This is a genomic window from Enterobacter sp. ENT03, from assembly GCF_019218745.1.
Taxonomy (GTDB): Bacteria; Pseudomonadota; Gammaproteobacteria; order Enterobacterales; family Enterobacteriaceae; genus Enterobacter_D.
Genome location: NZ_JAHUXA010000018.1, coordinates 1 through 15,786 on the forward strand (window position 1 = coordinate 1; position 15,786 = coordinate 15,786).

Consider the following 15,786-nt stretch of genomic DNA (forward strand, 5'->3'; position numbering starts at 1 on the left):
GGACGAGGAGAAAAATTTGTGGCAAACTGTCTGTAAAGGCACGATGAGGTCTCTTCTGTATTGTTAGCGCAACCAGTAGATCACACTTCATCGTGCCTTTCATTTTTCTGGGGATACCTCAGCCCCACGGGAGAGGGTCGGGGTGAGGGGAAAATCAATGCAGCCAGTGCACGCCGTCGTCCGGCATAAAGAGCGCGTTGTAGCGCATCTGGAAATTATTGATTTCCGCCACGTCCGGCTCCAGCTCGCGCAGGAAGCCGAGCGCCTGACGCACCTGGGCGTCGGTCAGCGGAGCGGCAAGGCGGGCTTTTTTCAGCAGACGGTGCCAGTACTGGAGGTTTTGCTCGCTGGCATCGACAATGCACGCCTGCCATACCAGCAGCACCTGCGCGGCATTTTGCAGATGGGCTTCATCCGGGCGCGCCAGATACTGAATGTACTCCGCGCCTGCGGTTTTCCCCATTTGATCCAGCATCGACTCCACCGGCACTGGCGTGATGCCGAGCCGTTCATTCAGGCGGCGCACCGCCCGACGGGAGTCGGAGGTTAATACCCGAAACCCCACTACAAACACGACGACCAGCGTCGCCAGCGTTAACCAAATCATGAAAGCTCCAGCCCCTTTTGCGAGCGCTTATCATAAGGGTAAACGCGGCGACGTACAGCCTCAGTTTATGCCGTTATGCCGGTGGTTACGGTGAAACGCCGGGTTTCCAGCGGGGCCAGCATCAGCAGGCTGCCGTTACGCTCTGCCGCCAGAAATCCTTCCGGACGACAGGTCGCCGGCAGGGCAAAGGCTGCAACCTGCTGATCGCCGTTATATAAAATCCAGCGCGTGACATAGTTGAACTCAGCGCTGGAAAAACGGGTGACAAAGGTGGTGCCGTCCGGCGCGGTCATACTGAATTCGGGCGTCGCCGTGTAGCGATCGAGTTTATCGGCAAAAAAGACGATCTCCGGATCGTAAAACTGCGGCTCGCTCAGGGTAGTCACCGTGGTTTCGCCCTGGCGGATGCGTTCGTTAAACGCCAGCCACTGTTCGGTAGGCTTCACATGCGCCGGAACAGACTCCCGCAGCGCCAGCGCCTCATCCGGCAGGTTCTGGCTGAACGCCGCCTGCGGCACGTATGCGTAATTCATATGGCACATGTACTGCAACGGCATCGCCACCGACGCCAGATTGGTCACCGCCATCTGGATGTCGAACAGCGCGCTGGCGTTATGCAGCGTGACCGACGGCTGCGCCTCGTAGTGATGCCCGAAGCCCATCACATATTCGTAGCGCCCGCCGACACGTAACGCCTCGCCGTCCAGTTCCAGCCAGGCGTCGTCCATCGCCGCGCAGGCCATTTCACCGTGCAGCGAGTGATTATCCTCCGGCGAGGGACAGCCGTTCGCCAGCAGCCCGGAGTGAAACGCGAAACAGCCATAGGTGTCGACAATCTGCGCTGCCGGTTTCGGCTGGCGGAACATGTTTTTCATGGTCAGGTCGTGACCATCAAATTCCGCGTCCCAGATCATCTGCCCCAGCCACGGCAGGATCACCAGATGCCCGCGGGTGTTCGCCACTTTCAGCCCTTCCACGCCGCTGGCGTAACGAAAAGCGGTAACCGTAAAGTCGCTGTTTTCCAGCAGGATTTTCGGCTGCGCGGTAAATAACTCACGCCACAGTGTCAGTCGCGTTGCCATGAAGGGCCTCCTTATTAACCACTTTCGATTCACGCCAGAAATAGATGCCGACATAGACAAAGCACAGCATGGACACCACGAACGAGAGTTGCAGCGAGTGGAACAGGTCTGCCACGTAGCCCTGTACCGCCGGGACCACCGCCGCGCCGACAATCGCCATCACGATCACCGCCCCTGCCATTTCTGTGTGCTCGTTATCCACGGTGTCCAGCGTACCGGCATAGATGGTCGCCCAGCACGGCCCGAACAGAATGCTCACCGCTACCGCCACGTAGACCGCGCTGAAGTTTGGCGCGAGTGCGACGTAGGCCAGGAAGAGCGCGCCAATCACGGAATAGAGGATCAGCACTTTTTCCGGGTTGAACCGGGTCATCAGGAGGTTGGCGACAAATTTACCGATAAAGAAGCAGATGAAGCTGTAGACCATAAAGTTAGAGGCATCGCGCTCGTTAATGTCACCCAGCTCCAGCGCCAGACGGATGGTGAACGACCACACCGCGACCTGCATACCGACATACAGGAACTGCGCGATGATGCCGCGACGGAAGCGGGCGTTACCTGCCAGATAGCGCAGCGTGTCCATTGCCGACGGGCGCTGGCGTTGCGTGGTCTGTGCGACTTTGCAGGTCGGGAAACGCGTCAGCATAAACAGCACCATGACCACCACCAGTACCATGATCATGTACTTATAGGGTTCAAGGGTGTTTTCCAGCATCAGCACTTTAAAGTCATGTATTTGCGCGGCGCTCATGCCCGCCATCTGTTTTTCCAGGCTGTCGCCTTCGGAAAACACCAGATATTTGCCGAGCAGAATGCCCGCTATCGCGCCAACCGGATAAAACGTCTGGCTGACGTTAAGGCGCAGGGTAGCGTGGGATTTTGGCCCAAGCATTGAGCTGTAGGTATTGGCGGCCGTTTCGAGGAAACTTAAGCCAATGGCGATGGCGAAGATGGCGGCGAGGAACATGGTGTAAGTAGCCATGTGCGATGCCGGGAAGAATAAGGTACAGCCGACGATATACAGCGTCAGACCGATTAAAATCGCCATCTTATAACTGCTTTTCTTAATCACCAGCGAAGCCGGAATAGCAATTAAGAAATAGCCGCCGTAAAACGCGCTCTGCACTAAGGCAGAGGCGAAATTACTTAATGAAAATACGCTTTTAAACTGCGTAATTAATATATCGTTTAACGCAGCAGCGCATCCCCATAATGGGAACAGGCACGATAACAAAATAAACTGGAACAGAGGGGTTTTATTCAGATACCCGTCGGGCATCTGAACGATATTTTTATCGTTCATAGTGCTACCTTTTACGTTGCAGGGTTTTTACCCTTCGTATTTCAAGCTGCATATTTGTTGGCGGCATTTACGCGCCCGAATCACTTACTACAGTAAGCTCATCGGGCTGCGCGCTTTTGCCGCCGCAATGCAACTGGAAATGCATTGGGTATATTATTCGTTTAACGCCAGAAACTCATTGAATTGCTCAATGCTGGGGTAAGACGACTGGGTGCCTTTGCCCGTTACGCTGAACGCAGCGAAGCGTGAGGCTTTTTTCATGGCGGCTTCAACATTACCGCTCTGGACATAGTAGTGGGCAAAGCAGCCAATAAAGGCATCGCCTGCGCCGCTGGTATCAATGGCATTGACTTTGATGGCCGGGACATGGACGTCAATATCGCGCGTCATCCACAGCGCGCCTTTTTCGCCCATGGTAACAATAATATTATTCAGCCCTTTGTCGATCAGGCTGCGGGCCGCCTGACGGATATGATCCAGATTATCGACTGGCATGCCGGTAAGTATTTCCAGTTCGGTTTCATTCGGCACGAAGAAATCACATTTGCAGGCATAGGACATGTCTAATTCACGCAGTGCCGGGGCGGGATTCAGTAAAACTTCGATGCCGTGTTTTTTACCAAATTCAATGGCGTGATATACCGTTTCCAGCTGTACTTCGAGCTGCAACACAATAAGCTTACATTTTTTAAGATCGTCTGCGGCACGGTCTATATCCTCCGGCGAGAGGAATTTATTCGCGCCCTTAATAATAAGAATGCTGTTGCTGGAATTTGGATTCACAAAAATCGGCGCCACGCCGCTGCTGGTGCACGGCACTTTTTCAACGTAGGTGGTGTTGATGCCCCAGGATTCCAGGTTACGGATCGTGTTGTCGGCAAAAATGTCATCGCCCACTTTGGTCAGCATCAACACTTTCGAGTTGAGCTTCGCCGCCGCCACCGCCTGGTTTGCGCCTTTCCCGCCGCAACCAATTTTAAACGCCGGTGCTTCAAGGGTTTCGCCCTCTTTCGGCATCTGATTGGTGTAGGTGATCAAATCCACCATGTTGGAGCCGATGACTGCAATATCCATTTTTACTACCTCTTAGAAACAATCACATAACAATGATATTATCGTAACATTACCATGTTATTTTAGTATCATTTGTGACTCATCTCGCGATTACAGGAACATTTTGATCGCCGATATTCCCGCTTTCCGGCGAAAATGTTACTTTAGGAACATCAGCGTTGAGGCCTGTATTGCGGAGAAAGTGAATGGAAACCAAGCAGAAAGAGCGAATTCGTCGGCTGACGGAGCTGCTCAAAAAGACCGATCGCATCCATCTGAAGGAGGCGGCGCGTATGCTGGAAGTTTCTGTGATGACGATTCGCCGCGATTTCAGCCAGGATGATGAGCCGTTGCCGCTGGCGTTGTTAGGCGGCTATATCGTGATGGTGAATAAGCCCGCCGCCCTATCTGCCAGCCTGCCAGTCGCGCCGGTGGCCGGGCATCATCGCGATGATGTGCCGATGGCTATCCTCGCCGCCGGGCTGGTAAGCGAAAACGATGTGGTGTTTTTCGACAACGGCCCGGAAATGCCGCTGGTGATCAGCATGATCCCCGACGACATCGCGTTCACCGGTATTTGCTATTCCCATCAGGTCTTTATGGCGCTTAACGCGCGCCCCAACACCACCGCCATGCTGTGCGGCGGTACCTATCGGGCAAAAAGTGATGCGTTTTACGATCCGGTGAATGCCTCGATCCTCGATTCGCTCAATCCGCGCAAAGTGTTTATCTCGGCCAGCGGCGTGCATGCGCAGTTTGGCGTTACCTGGTTTAACCCGGATGATCTGCCGATGAAGCGCAAAGCGATGGAGCGCGGGCTGCGCAAGATTTTGCTTGCCCGTTATGCACGCTTTGATGAGGTGGCGCAGGCGAACATTGCGCCGCTCGCCGCTTTTGATGTGCTGATCAGCGACAGGCCGTTACCGGCGGATTACCCCGACCGCTGCCGTAACGGCTTTGTGAAAGTGCTCACCCCCGGCAACGGGAGTGAGTGAGGCGCGGTTTACTCGAAGAACAGCCCCAGTTTGTTGAACACGCCGGGGTCCGTCTGATGGCGGATCACCTGCACCACATCTTCCAGCTTGTCGATTTGGCTTATCATCTGCTCCAGTCGCTGATCGTTAGCCACCAGTAGCCAGATACGGCTTTGCTCACCGCCCTGTAGCGGCAAACAGAGAATGCCTTCGACGTTAAACGCGCGACGGGCAAACAGGCCGCAGACATGGGTCATCACGCCGGGGTGGTTACGGACGGTGAGTTCAAGGATCACGTTGTCATGTTCAGAATGTTGCATGGCTTATTCTCCCACCATCTCAGTATTGGCCGCGCCCGGCGGCACCATCGGATACACTTTTTGGTCAGCGTCGATACGCACATGGATCAGCGCCGGGCCAGGGCGGGAAATCGCCGCCTGCAAGGCGGCCTGCGGATCCGCTTCGCTATTTAAATCACAGCTGTACAGCCCAAAACCGGCGGCGATCTGCATAAAGTTCACCATTCCCGGATAGGTGGCGGCAAACACGCCCTGCTGATAAAACAGGCTTTGCTGCTGATGCACCAGCCCCAGCGCTTCGTTATTCATCAGAATGATTTTTACATCGAGATGATTTTCCGCGGCGGTGGCCAGCTCCTGAATGTTCATCATCAGGCTGCCGTCGCCGGAGAAGCACAGCACTTTGCGATCCGGGTTCGCCAGCGCCGCGCCAATGGCGGCAGGCAGGCCAAAGCCCATGGTGCCAAGCCCACCGGAGGTCAGCCACTGGCGCGGGCGGTTCAGCGGATAGGCCTGCGCGGTCCACATCTGATGCTGGCCCACATCGGTGGTGATAATGGCGCTGTCGTCCACGCAGGCTGCCGCCGCGCGGATAATACCGTAATGGGAAAGCGGATCGTCCGCCCCTGCCATGTTCGCCGGAAATTCCCGTTGTAACTGCGCGACCAGATCGCGCCAGGCCGCGCGCGGCTGCGCCTCGATCTGCGGGTTCAGTTCCGCCAGTACCTCGCCGACATCCCCCTGAATGGCGATATGCGGCTGGCGGATCTTGCCAAGCTCGGCACGGTCAATATCGACGTGAATGATTTTCGCGTTCGGGCAGAACTGTTCCGCTTTGCCAATCGCCCGGTCATCAAAACGCGCCCCCAGAACGATCAGCAGATCCGCTTCCTGCAAAATAAAGTTGGTGCTGCGCGCGCCGTGCATTCCCAGCATCCCCAGCGATAACGGGTGCGCTTTTGGCAACATGCCGAGGGCCATCAGCGTCATGGTGGTAGGCAGGTTCGCTTTTTCCGCCAGCGTGCGCACCGCGTCAGGCGCGTTGATCACGCCGCCGCCGAGATAGAGCACCGGGCGCTGCGCCTGGTTAATCATGGTCGCGGCATCACGCACGCTTTGCGGTTCAAAAACCGGGGCTGCCGCCACGCCGCCAGGCGCTGGCAACTCGCTCAGTTCGATTTCAGTGGTCTGAATATCCTTGGGAATATCTATCCACACCGGGCCAGGACGGCCTGACTGCGCGATCCGGAACGCGTCGCTTATCACCTGCGGCAATTCACGGATGTCACGCACCAGATAGTTATGCTTGGTGATGGGGATAGAGATGCCGTAGGTGTCCACTTCCTGGAAGGCGTCGGTGCCAATCATCGAGGAGGGAACCTGGCCGGTAATGCACACCAGTGGAACCGAATCGAGACGCGCATCGGCAATAGCGGTGACCAGGTTGGTCGCGCCAGGCCCGCTACAGGCCATGCATACCGCCGGTTTGCCCTGTGTGCGCGCCATGCCCTGGGCGATAAAACCGGCGCCCTGTTCATGACGGGCAAGCACATGGCGGATCTGCGTACTCTGGCTTAAGGCGTCATACAACGGCAGCACGGTGCCGCCGGGAATACCGGTCACGATGGTGATGCCCTGGCGCTCCAGTAAATGAACGATTAATTGCGCGCCGGTAAAGCGCTTTGTCTGTGATGTTGTGTCCGAAATTGCCATGCTCCAGTCCTGTTCTTCTGGGCCGACTTTCCGGGGAGGTCGCAATAAAAAACCCCGCCCGGTTTGCGCCGGCGGGGTTTGGAATCGTGTGTTCCGGACCCTACGGCGCGATGCCGACGACCACCACCACACGCACGACGACCACCGCGGCGAATGGCGCGGTATTTAGTAGGGTCGAGGTCAGCATGGATGGGTTCATTAGGGTTCTCAGTTCATTTTTTTAACAGGATTCATACAAGCACAGGATGTCGCCGGTGACAATGGTTTTGTGTAAGAGCGGGGGAAAATGCGTGAACGATCACGCTTTCCTGCAACCTGGCTTACGGGTATTAATTATTCATTTCCTGCAATAAACGGGTGTTGATAAACAGCTTTTCCCGACCAACAACGGCATCTTCAAGCACACCCAGCTCGACCAGCTGTTTTAGGTAAACGGAGGCCGTTTGCCGTCTGGCGATGCCAGCTTCAACAAGGTTTTCAATACGGCAATAGGGCTGCGCAAACAGGATTTGCACCAATTCCCAGCTATAAATTTTGGGTAACATTTCCCGCATTAGCCGCGCCGTATTTTCAACCAGTGCCCGGATGATAGCGATTTTATTTCGGGTCCATACCGCGGTATTTTCAACGGCGCTAAGCATAAACAGGATCCATTTTTCCCACTCCCCCTTTTCTGTCACCTCTCGTAGCAACGCATAGTATTCATTCCTGTGCGCCAGGATATAACGGGAGAGGTACAGCACGGGCAGACTCAGTAAGCCGGCCTCGATTAAAAAAAGAATATTAAGGATACGGCCTGTGCGTCCGTTGCCATCAGGAAAAGGGTAAATACACTCAAACTGATAGTGAGAAATGGCCATTTTCACTAATGGATCCAGATCATCTGCGCTGTGAATAAAGGTTTCCCAGTTCGTCAGTAAATCCCGGATAACCTTTTCACCTTCCGGTGGCGTGTAGATCACTTTCATGTCCTGATCGCGCAGTACCGTGCCAGGCGTTTTACGCACGTCGGTCTGTACGGCGCGTAAGGTTGTACATATTTGGATGGCTGAACTCGCACAAAGAGGGTATTTATCCAGCTCATTGATGCCCTGATAGAGTGCGGTGCGATAACGCAGCGCCTCTTTCGTCGCCGGATCAGCATGCTCCTCTCTTGAAGCGTACTGAAAAAGTTGATCGCTGGTGGTGACAATGTTTTCGATGCGTGATGAATCCTTTGCTTCAAGCATCGGTAACAAGTTGATCAGTAGCCCCTGGTCGGGCAACAACTCTCCTGCCGCCTTCAGTTCTGCCAGCGCCGCACGCGCGCCGATGCACGCTTTGAGTATCGCGCGGGTTTCAACTCTCTCCACATCAGGTGGCAGATAAGGTAACTGGTTGTAAGGCCGTTCGGGCTTCCACATGTTCATTAAATTCCATTTTATCGACATGTATTCATGTTATGTCGATACCATCGACATGTCACGCCGTTATGTCGATAAAATCCATTTTTATCGACATGTACTTCCCCCTGTCGTGCCGCTCATTCACGCACTGAAAGATTTTCCCACACGTTCGCAACGGTCATCCCCGGCTAACGCGACTACTATTAATGGCAGTTAATTCATTGCAGTCACAAGAGAAACCCTATGTTTAATGCTCTACATAAACTATTTGCCAGCCCTGAGAGGCTTCTTAACGTTATCGACCGCAACAAGGTGCAGGAATCGATTGAAGACGGGGAGCGCATCATCATTGATGAGGACGGCAATGCCAGCGTGAATATCAATTGTCCGGCGGTGGTCGAGGATTTTGCCCGGCACGTTGAAGCACTGAAAAGGGTTTAGGATGGGAACGGCAATTTTTATGGTGTTGATGGTGTGCGGCTACTGGTACACCAGCCGCGATCTGTCGACACGCCTGAAATTCCGCCGTACTTTCGGCTGGGATGTCTATTTTCTGGTGGCGCTGTACGGCTGCATTTTCGTGTTGCAGGGGATCATTGCGACGGCCATCGTCTGGCTTGGTTTGTTGCTGGCGTCGGTAACGATGAACGCCCTGCCGGGGCTGTTCGGCAGCGAAGAACATCGCTACCAGATGACCTTTATGAACTGGAGCTTTCTCGGCATCCAGGCACCGGTGGTGATCATCCTCGCCTTCGCGATCCTGTTTTGCCTCTATCGCTCAAACTGGGCGCGCAGCGCGAACCTCGACAGTACCGGCAGAAAGAACCTCTACAAGCACCTGTCGCGCGCCAATGGTATCGAAGGGTTGCTTTATCAGTGCATGGAAACCGGGCAACTGGTGTGGCTGACGCTGAAATCCCAGCGCGTGTACATCGGCATGATCCACACTGCGACGGTGGACGGCGAATCCTTTAACAATATCGTGCTGATCCCGATGCTCACCGGCTATCGCGACGCCCGCAACGCGGAAATGAAGATCGAGAATAACTACAGCGCGCTCTATGCCCGGCAAAATATCACGCTGACCTCGGAGCCGCATTCGGCCTTTCATTTTCGGAAGGTGATTTTGCTCGATCAGGTGGAAAGTTTGTCGCTATTCGACCCCAACCACAGCCTGGCGCTGGGATACGGCAAGGACATCGACAAAGATGAGGAGTAACGCGTCACATAAAAAAACGGCCCTGCATGAGGGCCGTTATTCTTTTAAGCCCCTGGCACAAAACAGGTTTGTGCGATGAGGCTTTATCGAGCGTTTGCGGGGTGGTGGACCGCAGAACACACTGTGCTACGTCAACTCTCACAGTATATGTTGAATCAGCAACAGGCGCAATTTTGCGCAGTAAGAGTATCGGTCAAAGATCGCATTTCGTCCAAAAAATACTGTTCATGCATACAGTATTTTTCTATACTGAATCTGTATTCAAAGTGTGCGATACGGGGCTGCTAGTTTGTCGGGCGCGAATGAGTCCTGGCTGAAACGGGTGGTGCCGTCAGTGCCTTAACCCCGGGAGTGCACACTGTGATACGCCAACACACACAACCTCGTTTCGCCACGTCTGCCCCCAGGCTAACGGAGCGACAGCGTGTGAAAAACGGCTGGTGACAGGCAGCGGAAAGGTAAGCCAGCCGGACGTACTCCTTACGCCATAAGGAGAAGCGTATGAGCGGAGTGGATATGGTTATTCTGATCCTGAAACTCATTGTTGCGTTGTTGCAACTGCTTGATGCCGTCCTGAGATTGCTGCGGTAATTCAGGTTCAAGTCGCACCGAAGAGGGGCGGGCAACCGCCCCTCTTTCACCTTCTGCGCCTGCCGCTATGGACTGGCGTCACCCGCAATATGTGTTACATTTTTATGACATTTCTTCCGGTCGCGCCTGTTATGACACTCTCCGTTTTCCTGATTTTGCTGTTTGCCGCGCTGCTACACGCCAGCTGGAACGCCATCGTTAAAGCGGGCAGCAATAAGCTCTATTCAGCGATCAGCGTCAGCGGATCGGCGGCGCTCATCGCACTACTCCTGCTGCCATTTTCACCGCAACCGGCATGGGCCAGCGCGCCTTACCTGGCACTCTCCTGCGTATTGCAGGTTGTCTACACCGTGCTGGTGGCGAAAACCTATCAGGTTTCCGATATGAGTCAGACCTACCCGCTGATGCGCGGCACCGCGCCGCTACTGGTGGCGATGATCAGCGTGCTGGTGCTGGGGGAACATCTGTCGACCATGGCATGGATCGGCATCGCGGTGATCTGCCTCGCCATTCTGGGGATGGCGTTCAATGGCCGTTCCAGCCCGCGCAAAGGCATTGTGCTGGCACTGATCAACGCCTGTTTTATTGCCGGGTATACGCTGGTGGACGGCACCGGCGTGCGCGTATCCGGCACCGCCCTTGGCTATACGCTGTGGACCTTTTTCATGAACGGGGCCTGCCTGCTGATCTGGGCGATGATGGCCCGTCGTCGTGAGGTGTCACGCTACCTGAGCGCGCACTGGAAAAAGGGCATTTTTGGCGGCCTCGGCACCATGGGCTCTTACGGGCTGGCGCTATGGGCGATGACCCAGGCCCCGCTGGCAGTGGTCGCCGCGCTGCGTGAAACCTCGATCCTGTTTGGCGCGCTGATTGCGTTTGTGCTGCTCAAGGAGCACGTCTCCGGGATGCGGATTGCCGCCGCCTGCGGTATCGCGCTGGGTGCGATATTGCTGCGTCTCGCCTGATGTAAACTGGCAATATTTATTGCCACAAATTCTTTACATTTCCCCGCTGTCATCCTTCTTTCATTCACGCCATGCATGATGGCTTTCGCCGGGCGCTGTGGTAGATTCCTCTCGCATTCAGCGGCCTGACCAGGCTTTTATCCTTCTTTTCCTTAATTTTAAAAAGTATTACGCGACATGAAACGGGACAGAAACGTTAATTTGTTAATGATGCTGGTGTTGCTGGTGGCGGTCGGCCAGATGGCGCAGACCATCTATATTCCGGCGATCGCTGATATGGCGCTGGCCTTCAACGTACGGGAAGGCGCGGTGCAGAGCGTCATGGCGGCTTATCTGCTGACCTATGGCGTCTCACAGCTTTTTTATGGCCCGCTTGCTGACCGGGTGGGCCGCCGTCCGGTGATCCTCGCCGGTATGACTATTTTCATGCTCGCCACGGTGATGGCGATCGCCTCTCCCAGCCTGACGGTGCTGATCATCGCCAGCGCGCTTCAGGGCATGGGTACCGGCGTCGGCGGGGTGATGGCACGAACCCTGCCGCGCGATCTCTACGCCGGCACACAACTGCGCCAGGCGAACAGCCTGCTGAACATGGGCATTCTGGTCAGCCCGCTGCTGGCGCCGCTGATTGGCGGCCTGCTCAATACGCTGTGGGACTGGCGTGCCTGCTTCGCCTTTTTACTGCTGCTGTGCATCGGCGTGACCCTCAGCATGGCGCGCTGGATGCCGGAAACCCGACCGGTGGACGCGCCGCGCACACGTCTTATCGCCAGCTATAAAACACTGTTTGGTAACGGTTCTTTCACCTGTTATCTGCTGATGCTGATTGGCGGCCTCGCCGGGATCGCGGTGTTTGAAGCCTGCTCCGGCGTGCTGCTGGGCGCGGGTCTGGGGCTGAGCAGTATGGTGGTGAGTATTCTGTTTATTCTGCCGATCCCGGCGGCGTTTTTCGGCGCATGGTTTGCCGGACGGCAGAACAAGCGCTTTTCCACGCTAATGTGGCAGGCGGTGGCCAGCTGTCTGCTGGCCGGGGTGATGATGTGGATCCCCGGCTGGTTTGGGGTGATGAACGTCTGGACGCTGCTGGTTCCGGCGGCGCTGTTTTTCTTCGGCGCGGGGATGCTGTTTCCTCTTGCCACCAGCGGCGCAATGGAGCCATTTCCATTTCTGGCAGGCACCGCGGGCGCGCTGGTCGGCGGCCTGCAAAATATCGGTTCCGGCGTGCTGGCGTGGCTGTCAGCCATGCTGCCGCAAACCGGTCAGGCTAGCCTTGGGATGCTGATGACGCTGATGGGGCTGCTGATCCTGTTGTGCTGGCTGCCGCTGGCGTCACGCTTTGCCCATCACGAACCGGCGGTTTAACCTCACACGGCGGGTCAATCATCGTTTTTAACAGCGGCGCGGGGCCAGGTCGCCACGCGCCCTCCTCACCATCATAAAACTGCGCGTCGGCATTGATGGCATAAGGGATTTTTGCCCGCTTCAGTTCGCAGGCCATAAAGGTGGCGAAGGCCAGCTGTGAGGCCGTCGGCGCGCTTTTAATGGATTCCCCCACCGCCCAGCCACCCACCCAGCTAACGTGTCCGGTTTTCTGCTGCCAGCGCAGCGCCGCGTTGATACGCGCGCGGATGGCGGCTTTCTCAGCGGCCGTACCGGATGTCCACGGGTATTTGCCGTTACTTTTTTGCGGTCCCCAGCCAAAAATATGCCACTCCGCCAGCACGAAATTCTGGCTGTGCGGCGGCAGTTTCAGCTCGGTCAGCGCTTCCGGGGCCGAGCGCAGGCGCGGGGCGACAAAAATCATGCGCCGGGGATCAATGCCGTGCAGGGTTTTGATCAGCCGATCATAGACACGGTTCAGCGCCGCCTGATCGTGATTGAGTTTCTCTGCCGGTTCGTAGATCAAATCAAAGCCAAGCAGCGGATGGTCCGTGCCAAAATAGCGCGCCACCGTCGTCCACCATGCCAGTAACGCCGCCTCGTTTTTCAGCGGATCGGCCTTAAAGCCATCGGCCTGAAAAGCGATGATCGGGATGACGCCGTACTGCTCGCATGCCTCCACCAGCTTACGCAGGTGCACCAGCCGCGCCTCGGTCATGTTCTGCGCCACGCGGATACGCACATGATGGATACCCAGCGCCGCAAAATCTCTCACCACCAGCGGATCGAATTCGCGGATACCGCGCTCGGTGCGCGCCCAGTCAACATCCATGCCAGGCCCCAGCTGCGCGGCGTAACGGGCTGCCGTCAGCGTCGGCGCGGCATACGCGGCGCTGGCAGCAAACAGCAACGCACTGGCGATCACGGTTTTATACACGATGAACCCTGCATGAAATGGCGTGGCAAAGAGGTGTTTTTTAGCATGCTTTTCCGTATTCCGTGTAGCGTAAATTGTTGGCATCGCTTGCATCCCTGCCGTCTTCCTGTTTTCTTTAACACTCGCTTTTGCAAAGGGAACCGCCATGACACCTGCCGAACTGACTGCCCGCTTTCCGCTTGTCGCCTCGCTGATCAATTTGCAGGAGGCGTGCTGGTTTAATCCACACACCACGTCGCTGGCCGAAGGCCTGCCCTGGGTGGGGCTTACCGCTGACGACATCGCAGCCGCCCACGCGAGGCTGGCGCGCTTCGCGCCCTGGCTGGCCGAGGCCTTCCCGGAAACCGCCGCCAGCCAGGGGATGATTGAGTCTGAACTGGTGGCGATCCCCGCCATGCAGCAACGGCTGCAAATAGAATACGGCGCGGCTATTAACGGCACGCTGTGGCTGAAAAAAGACAGCCATCTGCCGATTTCCGGCTCCATCAAGGCGCGCGGGGGCATCTTTGAAGTGCTGACCCATGCCGAGAAACTGGCATTCGCTGCCGGGCTGCTGACGCCGGAAGATGACTATCGCCGCCTGCTCACGCCAGCGTGTAAGGCCTTTTTCTCACGCTACAGCATCGCCGTAGGCTCGACGGGGAATCTCGGCTTATCCATTGGCATTATCAGTGCCCGCCTCGGTTTTAAGGTGACGGTGCATATGTCCGCCGATGCCCGTGAATGGAAAAAAGCCACGCTGCGCCGCCATGGCGTCAATGTGGTGGAATACGATGAAGATTACGGCGTGGCGGTGGAGCAGGGGCGCAAAGCGGCGGCGTCGGACGCCAACTGCTTTTTTATCGACGATGAAAATTCACGCACCCTATTTCTGGGATACGCGGTGGCCGGAGAGCGGCTGAAAGCGCAGTTTGCCGCGCGCGGGCTGCGGGTCGATGCCGATCATCCGTTATTCGTCTACCTGCCGTGCGGCGTGGGCGGCGGACCGGGCGGCGTGGCATTCGGCCTGAAAATGGCCTTTGGGGATCACGTTCATTGCCTGTTCGCGGAACCTACCCACTCGCCGTGCATGCTGCTCGGCGTCTATACCGGGCTGCATGATGGTATTGCGGTGCAGGATCTGGGGATCGATAACCTGACCGCTGCCGATGGTCTGGCAGTGGGGCGGGCGTCCGGCTTCGTGGGCCGCGCCATGGAAAGGCTGCTCGATGGGTTTTACACGCTGGACGATCAAAGCCTGTACGACATGCTCGGCTGGCTGTCGCAGGAGGAAAATATCCGTCTTGAGCCGTCGGCGCTGGCAGGTATGGCCGGGCCGCAGCACGTGTGCGGATCGGCAGCCTATCAGCAGATGCACGGCTTTAGCGCCGCACAGCTGCAAAACGCCACTCATCTGGTGTGGGCGACGGGCGGCGGCATGGTGCCGGAGGCGGAAATGGCGCAGTATCTGGCGAAAGGCCGCTGACGGCGCGTTATCACCAGGCGGCGAGCATGCTCGTCACCTGGCGAATATGCGTAAGCGCAAACAACAGCGCGAGGCACAACACCGCCAGCGCGATGAGGAACTTGTCGCGCACCGCGGCTGGCTGCACGAAGTCGCTGTGGCTGACATCCATCAGGTTACGGCTGCGGGTATAACGCCAGAGGATCAGCGCGGTGAGCGCCAGCGCCGCCAGCGAGATCCAGAATGCCACCCCGGATTCAAACCAGTGATGCCTGGCTGCCAGCGCAATCAGCGCCCCGTAGCCTAACAGCGTGCGAAACCAGGCCAGCGAGGTGCGCTCCGGTTGCAGACCGGGATCCTGCTCGCGGCGCGCTTTGCGGCTATCCGGCATAGAACACCAGCGCCATGACGACGACAGCGACGAGCGTCAGAATAAAGCTGATCACCAGCAGCGTGCGGGTATACGGCAGATCTTCTTTCAGCCGCATCGCCTTCTCATTGCGCAGCCAGCGCAGATAACCGTAAATCGCCAGCCCGCCCGCAAAAAGGCACAGCAGTAGCGCCAGCAGTTCGCGGATCAGCGGCGTGGCAAAATCCGGCGCGAGCTGATCCAGCCCGACGCCTGCGGCTAAAAACCCAAGCGCAGTGCGGATCCATGCCAGAAAGGTACGCTCGTTGGCCAGCGAGAAGCGGTAGTCCGGCGCTTCGCCGACGCGGGAAATTTTCATGGTGTGGCTTCCCTGAATAAACAGATGAGCGCCAATTCTAGCTGAGGGGGAGGCGGTAGGGCACTATAAAACTTACCCGGCCTGCGGGGTAAACCGCAGGCCGGGC

The 15,786-nt window shown here is 56.7% G+C and carries 18 protein-coding genes; 7 read left to right on the forward strand and 11 right to left on the reverse strand.

What is annotated here, in order from left to right; translation table 11 throughout:
- Positions 1–154: 154 nt before the first annotated feature.
- From KW828_RS17915 to rbsK, 4 genes are all read right to left on the reverse strand, one after another.
- Positions 155–607, reverse strand: coding sequence for a DUF1198 family protein (locus KW828_RS17915; protein ID WP_218337656.1), 453 nt, complete (start codon positions 605–607; stop codon positions 155–157).
- A 65-nt stretch (positions 608–672) separates the two neighbouring features.
- On the reverse strand, positions 673–1,689 hold the full coding sequence (locus KW828_RS17920; protein ID WP_218337657.1) for an aldose 1-epimerase family protein: 1,017 nt from the start codon (positions 1,687–1,689) through the stop codon (positions 673–675).
- Positions 1,661–2,992, reverse strand: a complete 1,332-nt coding sequence (gene fucP / locus KW828_RS17925; RefSeq protein WP_218337658.1) for an L-fucose:H+ symporter permease — start codon at positions 2,990–2,992, stop codon at positions 1,661–1,663. Before fucP ends, KW828_RS17920 begins: the two co-directional genes overlap by 29 nt.
- A gap of 153 nt (positions 2,993–3,145) precedes the next feature.
- Entirely contained in the window at positions 3,146–4,066 is a 921-nt protein-coding gene (gene rbsK / locus KW828_RS17930) for a ribokinase (protein ID WP_218337659.1), read from the reverse strand.
- 185 nt (positions 4,067–4,251) lie between these two features.
- Between rbsK and KW828_RS17935 the strand changes: the two genes are divergently transcribed.
- Complete coding sequence (locus tag KW828_RS17935; protein WP_218337660.1) at positions 4,252–5,040, forward strand: DeoR family transcriptional regulator; 789 nt, start codon at positions 4,252–4,254, stop codon at positions 5,038–5,040.
- 8 nt (positions 5,041–5,048) lie between these two features.
- Here KW828_RS17935 and ilvN read toward each other — a convergent pair whose 3' ends face one another.
- The 4 genes from ilvN to fic all read right to left on the reverse strand — a co-directional run bounded on the left by ilvN (position 5,049) and on the right by fic (position 8,440).
- Positions 5,049–5,339: an acetolactate synthase small subunit gene (gene ilvN / locus KW828_RS17940; RefSeq protein ID WP_072570949.1), complete on the reverse strand. Its 291-nt coding sequence runs from the start codon at positions 5,337–5,339 to the stop codon at positions 5,049–5,051.
- A gap of 3 nt (positions 5,340–5,342) precedes the next feature.
- On the reverse strand, positions 5,343–7,031 hold the full coding sequence (gene ilvB / locus KW828_RS17945) for an acetolactate synthase large subunit (protein ID WP_218337661.1): 1,689 nt from the start codon (positions 7,029–7,031) through the stop codon (positions 5,343–5,345).
- Positions 7,032–7,131: 100 nt separating this feature from the next.
- Positions 7,132–7,230 carry an ilvB operon leader peptide IvbL gene (gene ivbL / locus KW828_RS17950; RefSeq protein ID WP_088221233.1) on the reverse strand — a complete coding sequence of 33 codons (99 nt, stop codon included), beginning with the start codon at positions 7,228–7,230 and terminating at the stop codon, positions 7,132–7,134.
- 130 nt (positions 7,231–7,360) lie between these two features.
- Positions 7,361–8,440: a protein adenylyltransferase Fic gene (gene fic / locus KW828_RS17955; RefSeq protein WP_218337662.1), complete on the reverse strand. Its 1,080-nt coding sequence runs from the start codon at positions 8,438–8,440 to the stop codon at positions 7,361–7,363.
- A gap of 219 nt (positions 8,441–8,659) precedes the next feature.
- Here fic and KW828_RS17960 point away from each other — a divergent pair, with 219 nt between their 5' ends.
- The 5 genes from KW828_RS17960 (at position 8,660) to emrD (ending at position 12,553) form a co-directional block, all read left to right on the forward strand.
- Entirely contained in the window at positions 8,660–8,857 is a 198-nt protein-coding gene (locus tag KW828_RS17960; RefSeq protein ID WP_218337663.1) for a hypothetical protein, read from the forward strand.
- A gap of 1 nt (position 8,858) precedes the next feature.
- Positions 8,859–9,635, forward strand: coding sequence for a hypothetical protein (locus KW828_RS17965; RefSeq protein ID WP_218337664.1), 777 nt, complete (start codon positions 8,859–8,861; stop codon positions 9,633–9,635).
- 501 nt (positions 9,636–10,136) lie between these two features.
- A complete protein-coding gene (tisB, locus tag KW828_RS17970; protein WP_088221237.1) occupies positions 10,137–10,226 on the forward strand; it encodes a type I toxin-antitoxin system toxin TisB in 90 nt (29 codons plus the stop codon).
- Positions 10,227–10,357: 131 nt separating this feature from the next.
- Positions 10,358–11,191: a DMT family transporter gene (locus tag KW828_RS17975; RefSeq protein WP_218337665.1), complete on the forward strand. Its 834-nt coding sequence runs from the start codon at positions 10,358–10,360 to the stop codon at positions 11,189–11,191.
- 177 nt (positions 11,192–11,368) lie between these two features.
- On the forward strand, positions 11,369–12,553 hold the full coding sequence (gene emrD / locus KW828_RS17980) for a multidrug efflux MFS transporter EmrD (protein WP_218337666.1): 1,185 nt from the start codon (positions 11,369–11,371) through the stop codon (positions 12,551–12,553).
- On the opposite strand, the gene KW828_RS17985 is transcribed toward emrD, so the two are convergent.
- Positions 12,456–13,508, reverse strand: coding sequence for a cellulase family glycosylhydrolase (locus KW828_RS17985; protein WP_218337667.1), 1,053 nt, complete (start codon positions 13,506–13,508; stop codon positions 12,456–12,458). The two genes, emrD and KW828_RS17985, sit on opposite strands and share 98 nt — an antisense overlap.
- A gap of 145 nt (positions 13,509–13,653) precedes the next feature.
- Here KW828_RS17985 and dsdA point away from each other — a divergent pair, with 145 nt between their 5' ends.
- Positions 13,654–14,973, forward strand: a complete 1,320-nt coding sequence (gene dsdA, locus KW828_RS17990; protein WP_218337668.1) for a D-serine ammonia-lyase — start codon at positions 13,654–13,656, stop codon at positions 14,971–14,973.
- 10 nt (positions 14,974–14,983) lie between these two features.
- Here dsdA and KW828_RS17995 read toward each other — a convergent pair whose 3' ends face one another.
- Together KW828_RS17995 and KW828_RS18000 are read right to left on the reverse strand one after the other, a co-directional pair.
- Positions 14,984–15,343 (reverse strand): DUF202 domain-containing protein, encoded by a 360-nt coding sequence (locus tag KW828_RS17995; RefSeq protein ID WP_218337669.1) that lies wholly within the window; start codon positions 15,341–15,343, stop codon positions 14,984–14,986.
- Positions 15,333–15,680, reverse strand: coding sequence for a YidH family protein (locus tag KW828_RS18000; RefSeq protein ID WP_218337670.1), 348 nt, complete (start codon positions 15,678–15,680; stop codon positions 15,333–15,335). Before KW828_RS18000 ends, KW828_RS17995 begins: the two co-directional genes overlap by 11 nt.
- Between the last annotated feature and the right edge of the window lie 106 nt (positions 15,681–15,786).

Bases quoted from the DNA above. Each gene is read 5' to 3' on its own strand.
- KW828_RS17915 (WP_218337656.1), bottom strand. From the start codon at position 607: ATGATTTGGTTAACGCTGGCGACGCTGGTCGTCGTGTTTGTAGTGGGG.
- KW828_RS17920 (WP_218337657.1), bottom strand. From the start codon at position 1,689: ATGGCAACGCGACTGACACTGTGGCGTGAGTTATTTACCGCGCAGCCG.
- fucP (WP_218337658.1), bottom strand. From the start codon at position 2,992: ATGAACGATAAAAATATCGTTCAGATGCCCGACGGGTATCTGAATAAA.
- rbsK (WP_218337659.1), bottom strand. From the start codon at position 4,066: ATGGATATTGCAGTCATCGGCTCCAACATGGTGGATTTGATCACCTAC.
- KW828_RS17935 (WP_218337660.1), top strand. From the start codon at position 4,252: ATGGAAACCAAGCAGAAAGAGCGAATTCGTCGGCTGACGGAGCTGCTC.
- ilvN (WP_072570949.1), bottom strand. From the start codon at position 5,339: ATGCAACATTCTGAACATGACAACGTGATCCTTGAACTCACCGTCCGT.
- ilvB (WP_218337661.1), bottom strand. From the start codon at position 7,031: ATGGCAATTTCGGACACAACATCACAGACAAAGCGCTTTACCGGCGCG.
- ivbL (WP_088221233.1), bottom strand. From the start codon at position 7,230: ATGAACCCATCCATGCTGACCTCGACCCTACTAAATACCGCGCCATTC.
- fic (WP_218337662.1), bottom strand. From the start codon at position 8,440: ATGAACATGTGGAAGCCCGAACGGCCTTACAACCAGTTACCTTATCTG.
- KW828_RS17960 (WP_218337663.1), top strand. From the start codon at position 8,660: ATGTTTAATGCTCTACATAAACTATTTGCCAGCCCTGAGAGGCTTCTT.
- KW828_RS17965 (WP_218337664.1), top strand. From the start codon at position 8,859: ATGGGAACGGCAATTTTTATGGTGTTGATGGTGTGCGGCTACTGGTAC.
- tisB (WP_088221237.1), top strand. From the start codon at position 10,137: ATGAGCGGAGTGGATATGGTTATTCTGATCCTGAAACTCATTGTTGCG.
- KW828_RS17975 (WP_218337665.1), top strand. From the start codon at position 10,358: ATGACACTCTCCGTTTTCCTGATTTTGCTGTTTGCCGCGCTGCTACAC.
- emrD (WP_218337666.1), top strand. From the start codon at position 11,369: ATGAAACGGGACAGAAACGTTAATTTGTTAATGATGCTGGTGTTGCTG.
- dsdA (WP_218337668.1), top strand. From the start codon at position 13,654: ATGACACCTGCCGAACTGACTGCCCGCTTTCCGCTTGTCGCCTCGCTG.
- KW828_RS17995 (WP_218337669.1), bottom strand. From the start codon at position 15,343: ATGCCGGATAGCCGCAAAGCGCGCCGCGAGCAGGATCCCGGTCTGCAA.
- KW828_RS18000 (WP_218337670.1), bottom strand. From the start codon at position 15,680: ATGAAAATTTCCCGCGTCGGCGAAGCGCCGGACTACCGCTTCTCGCTG.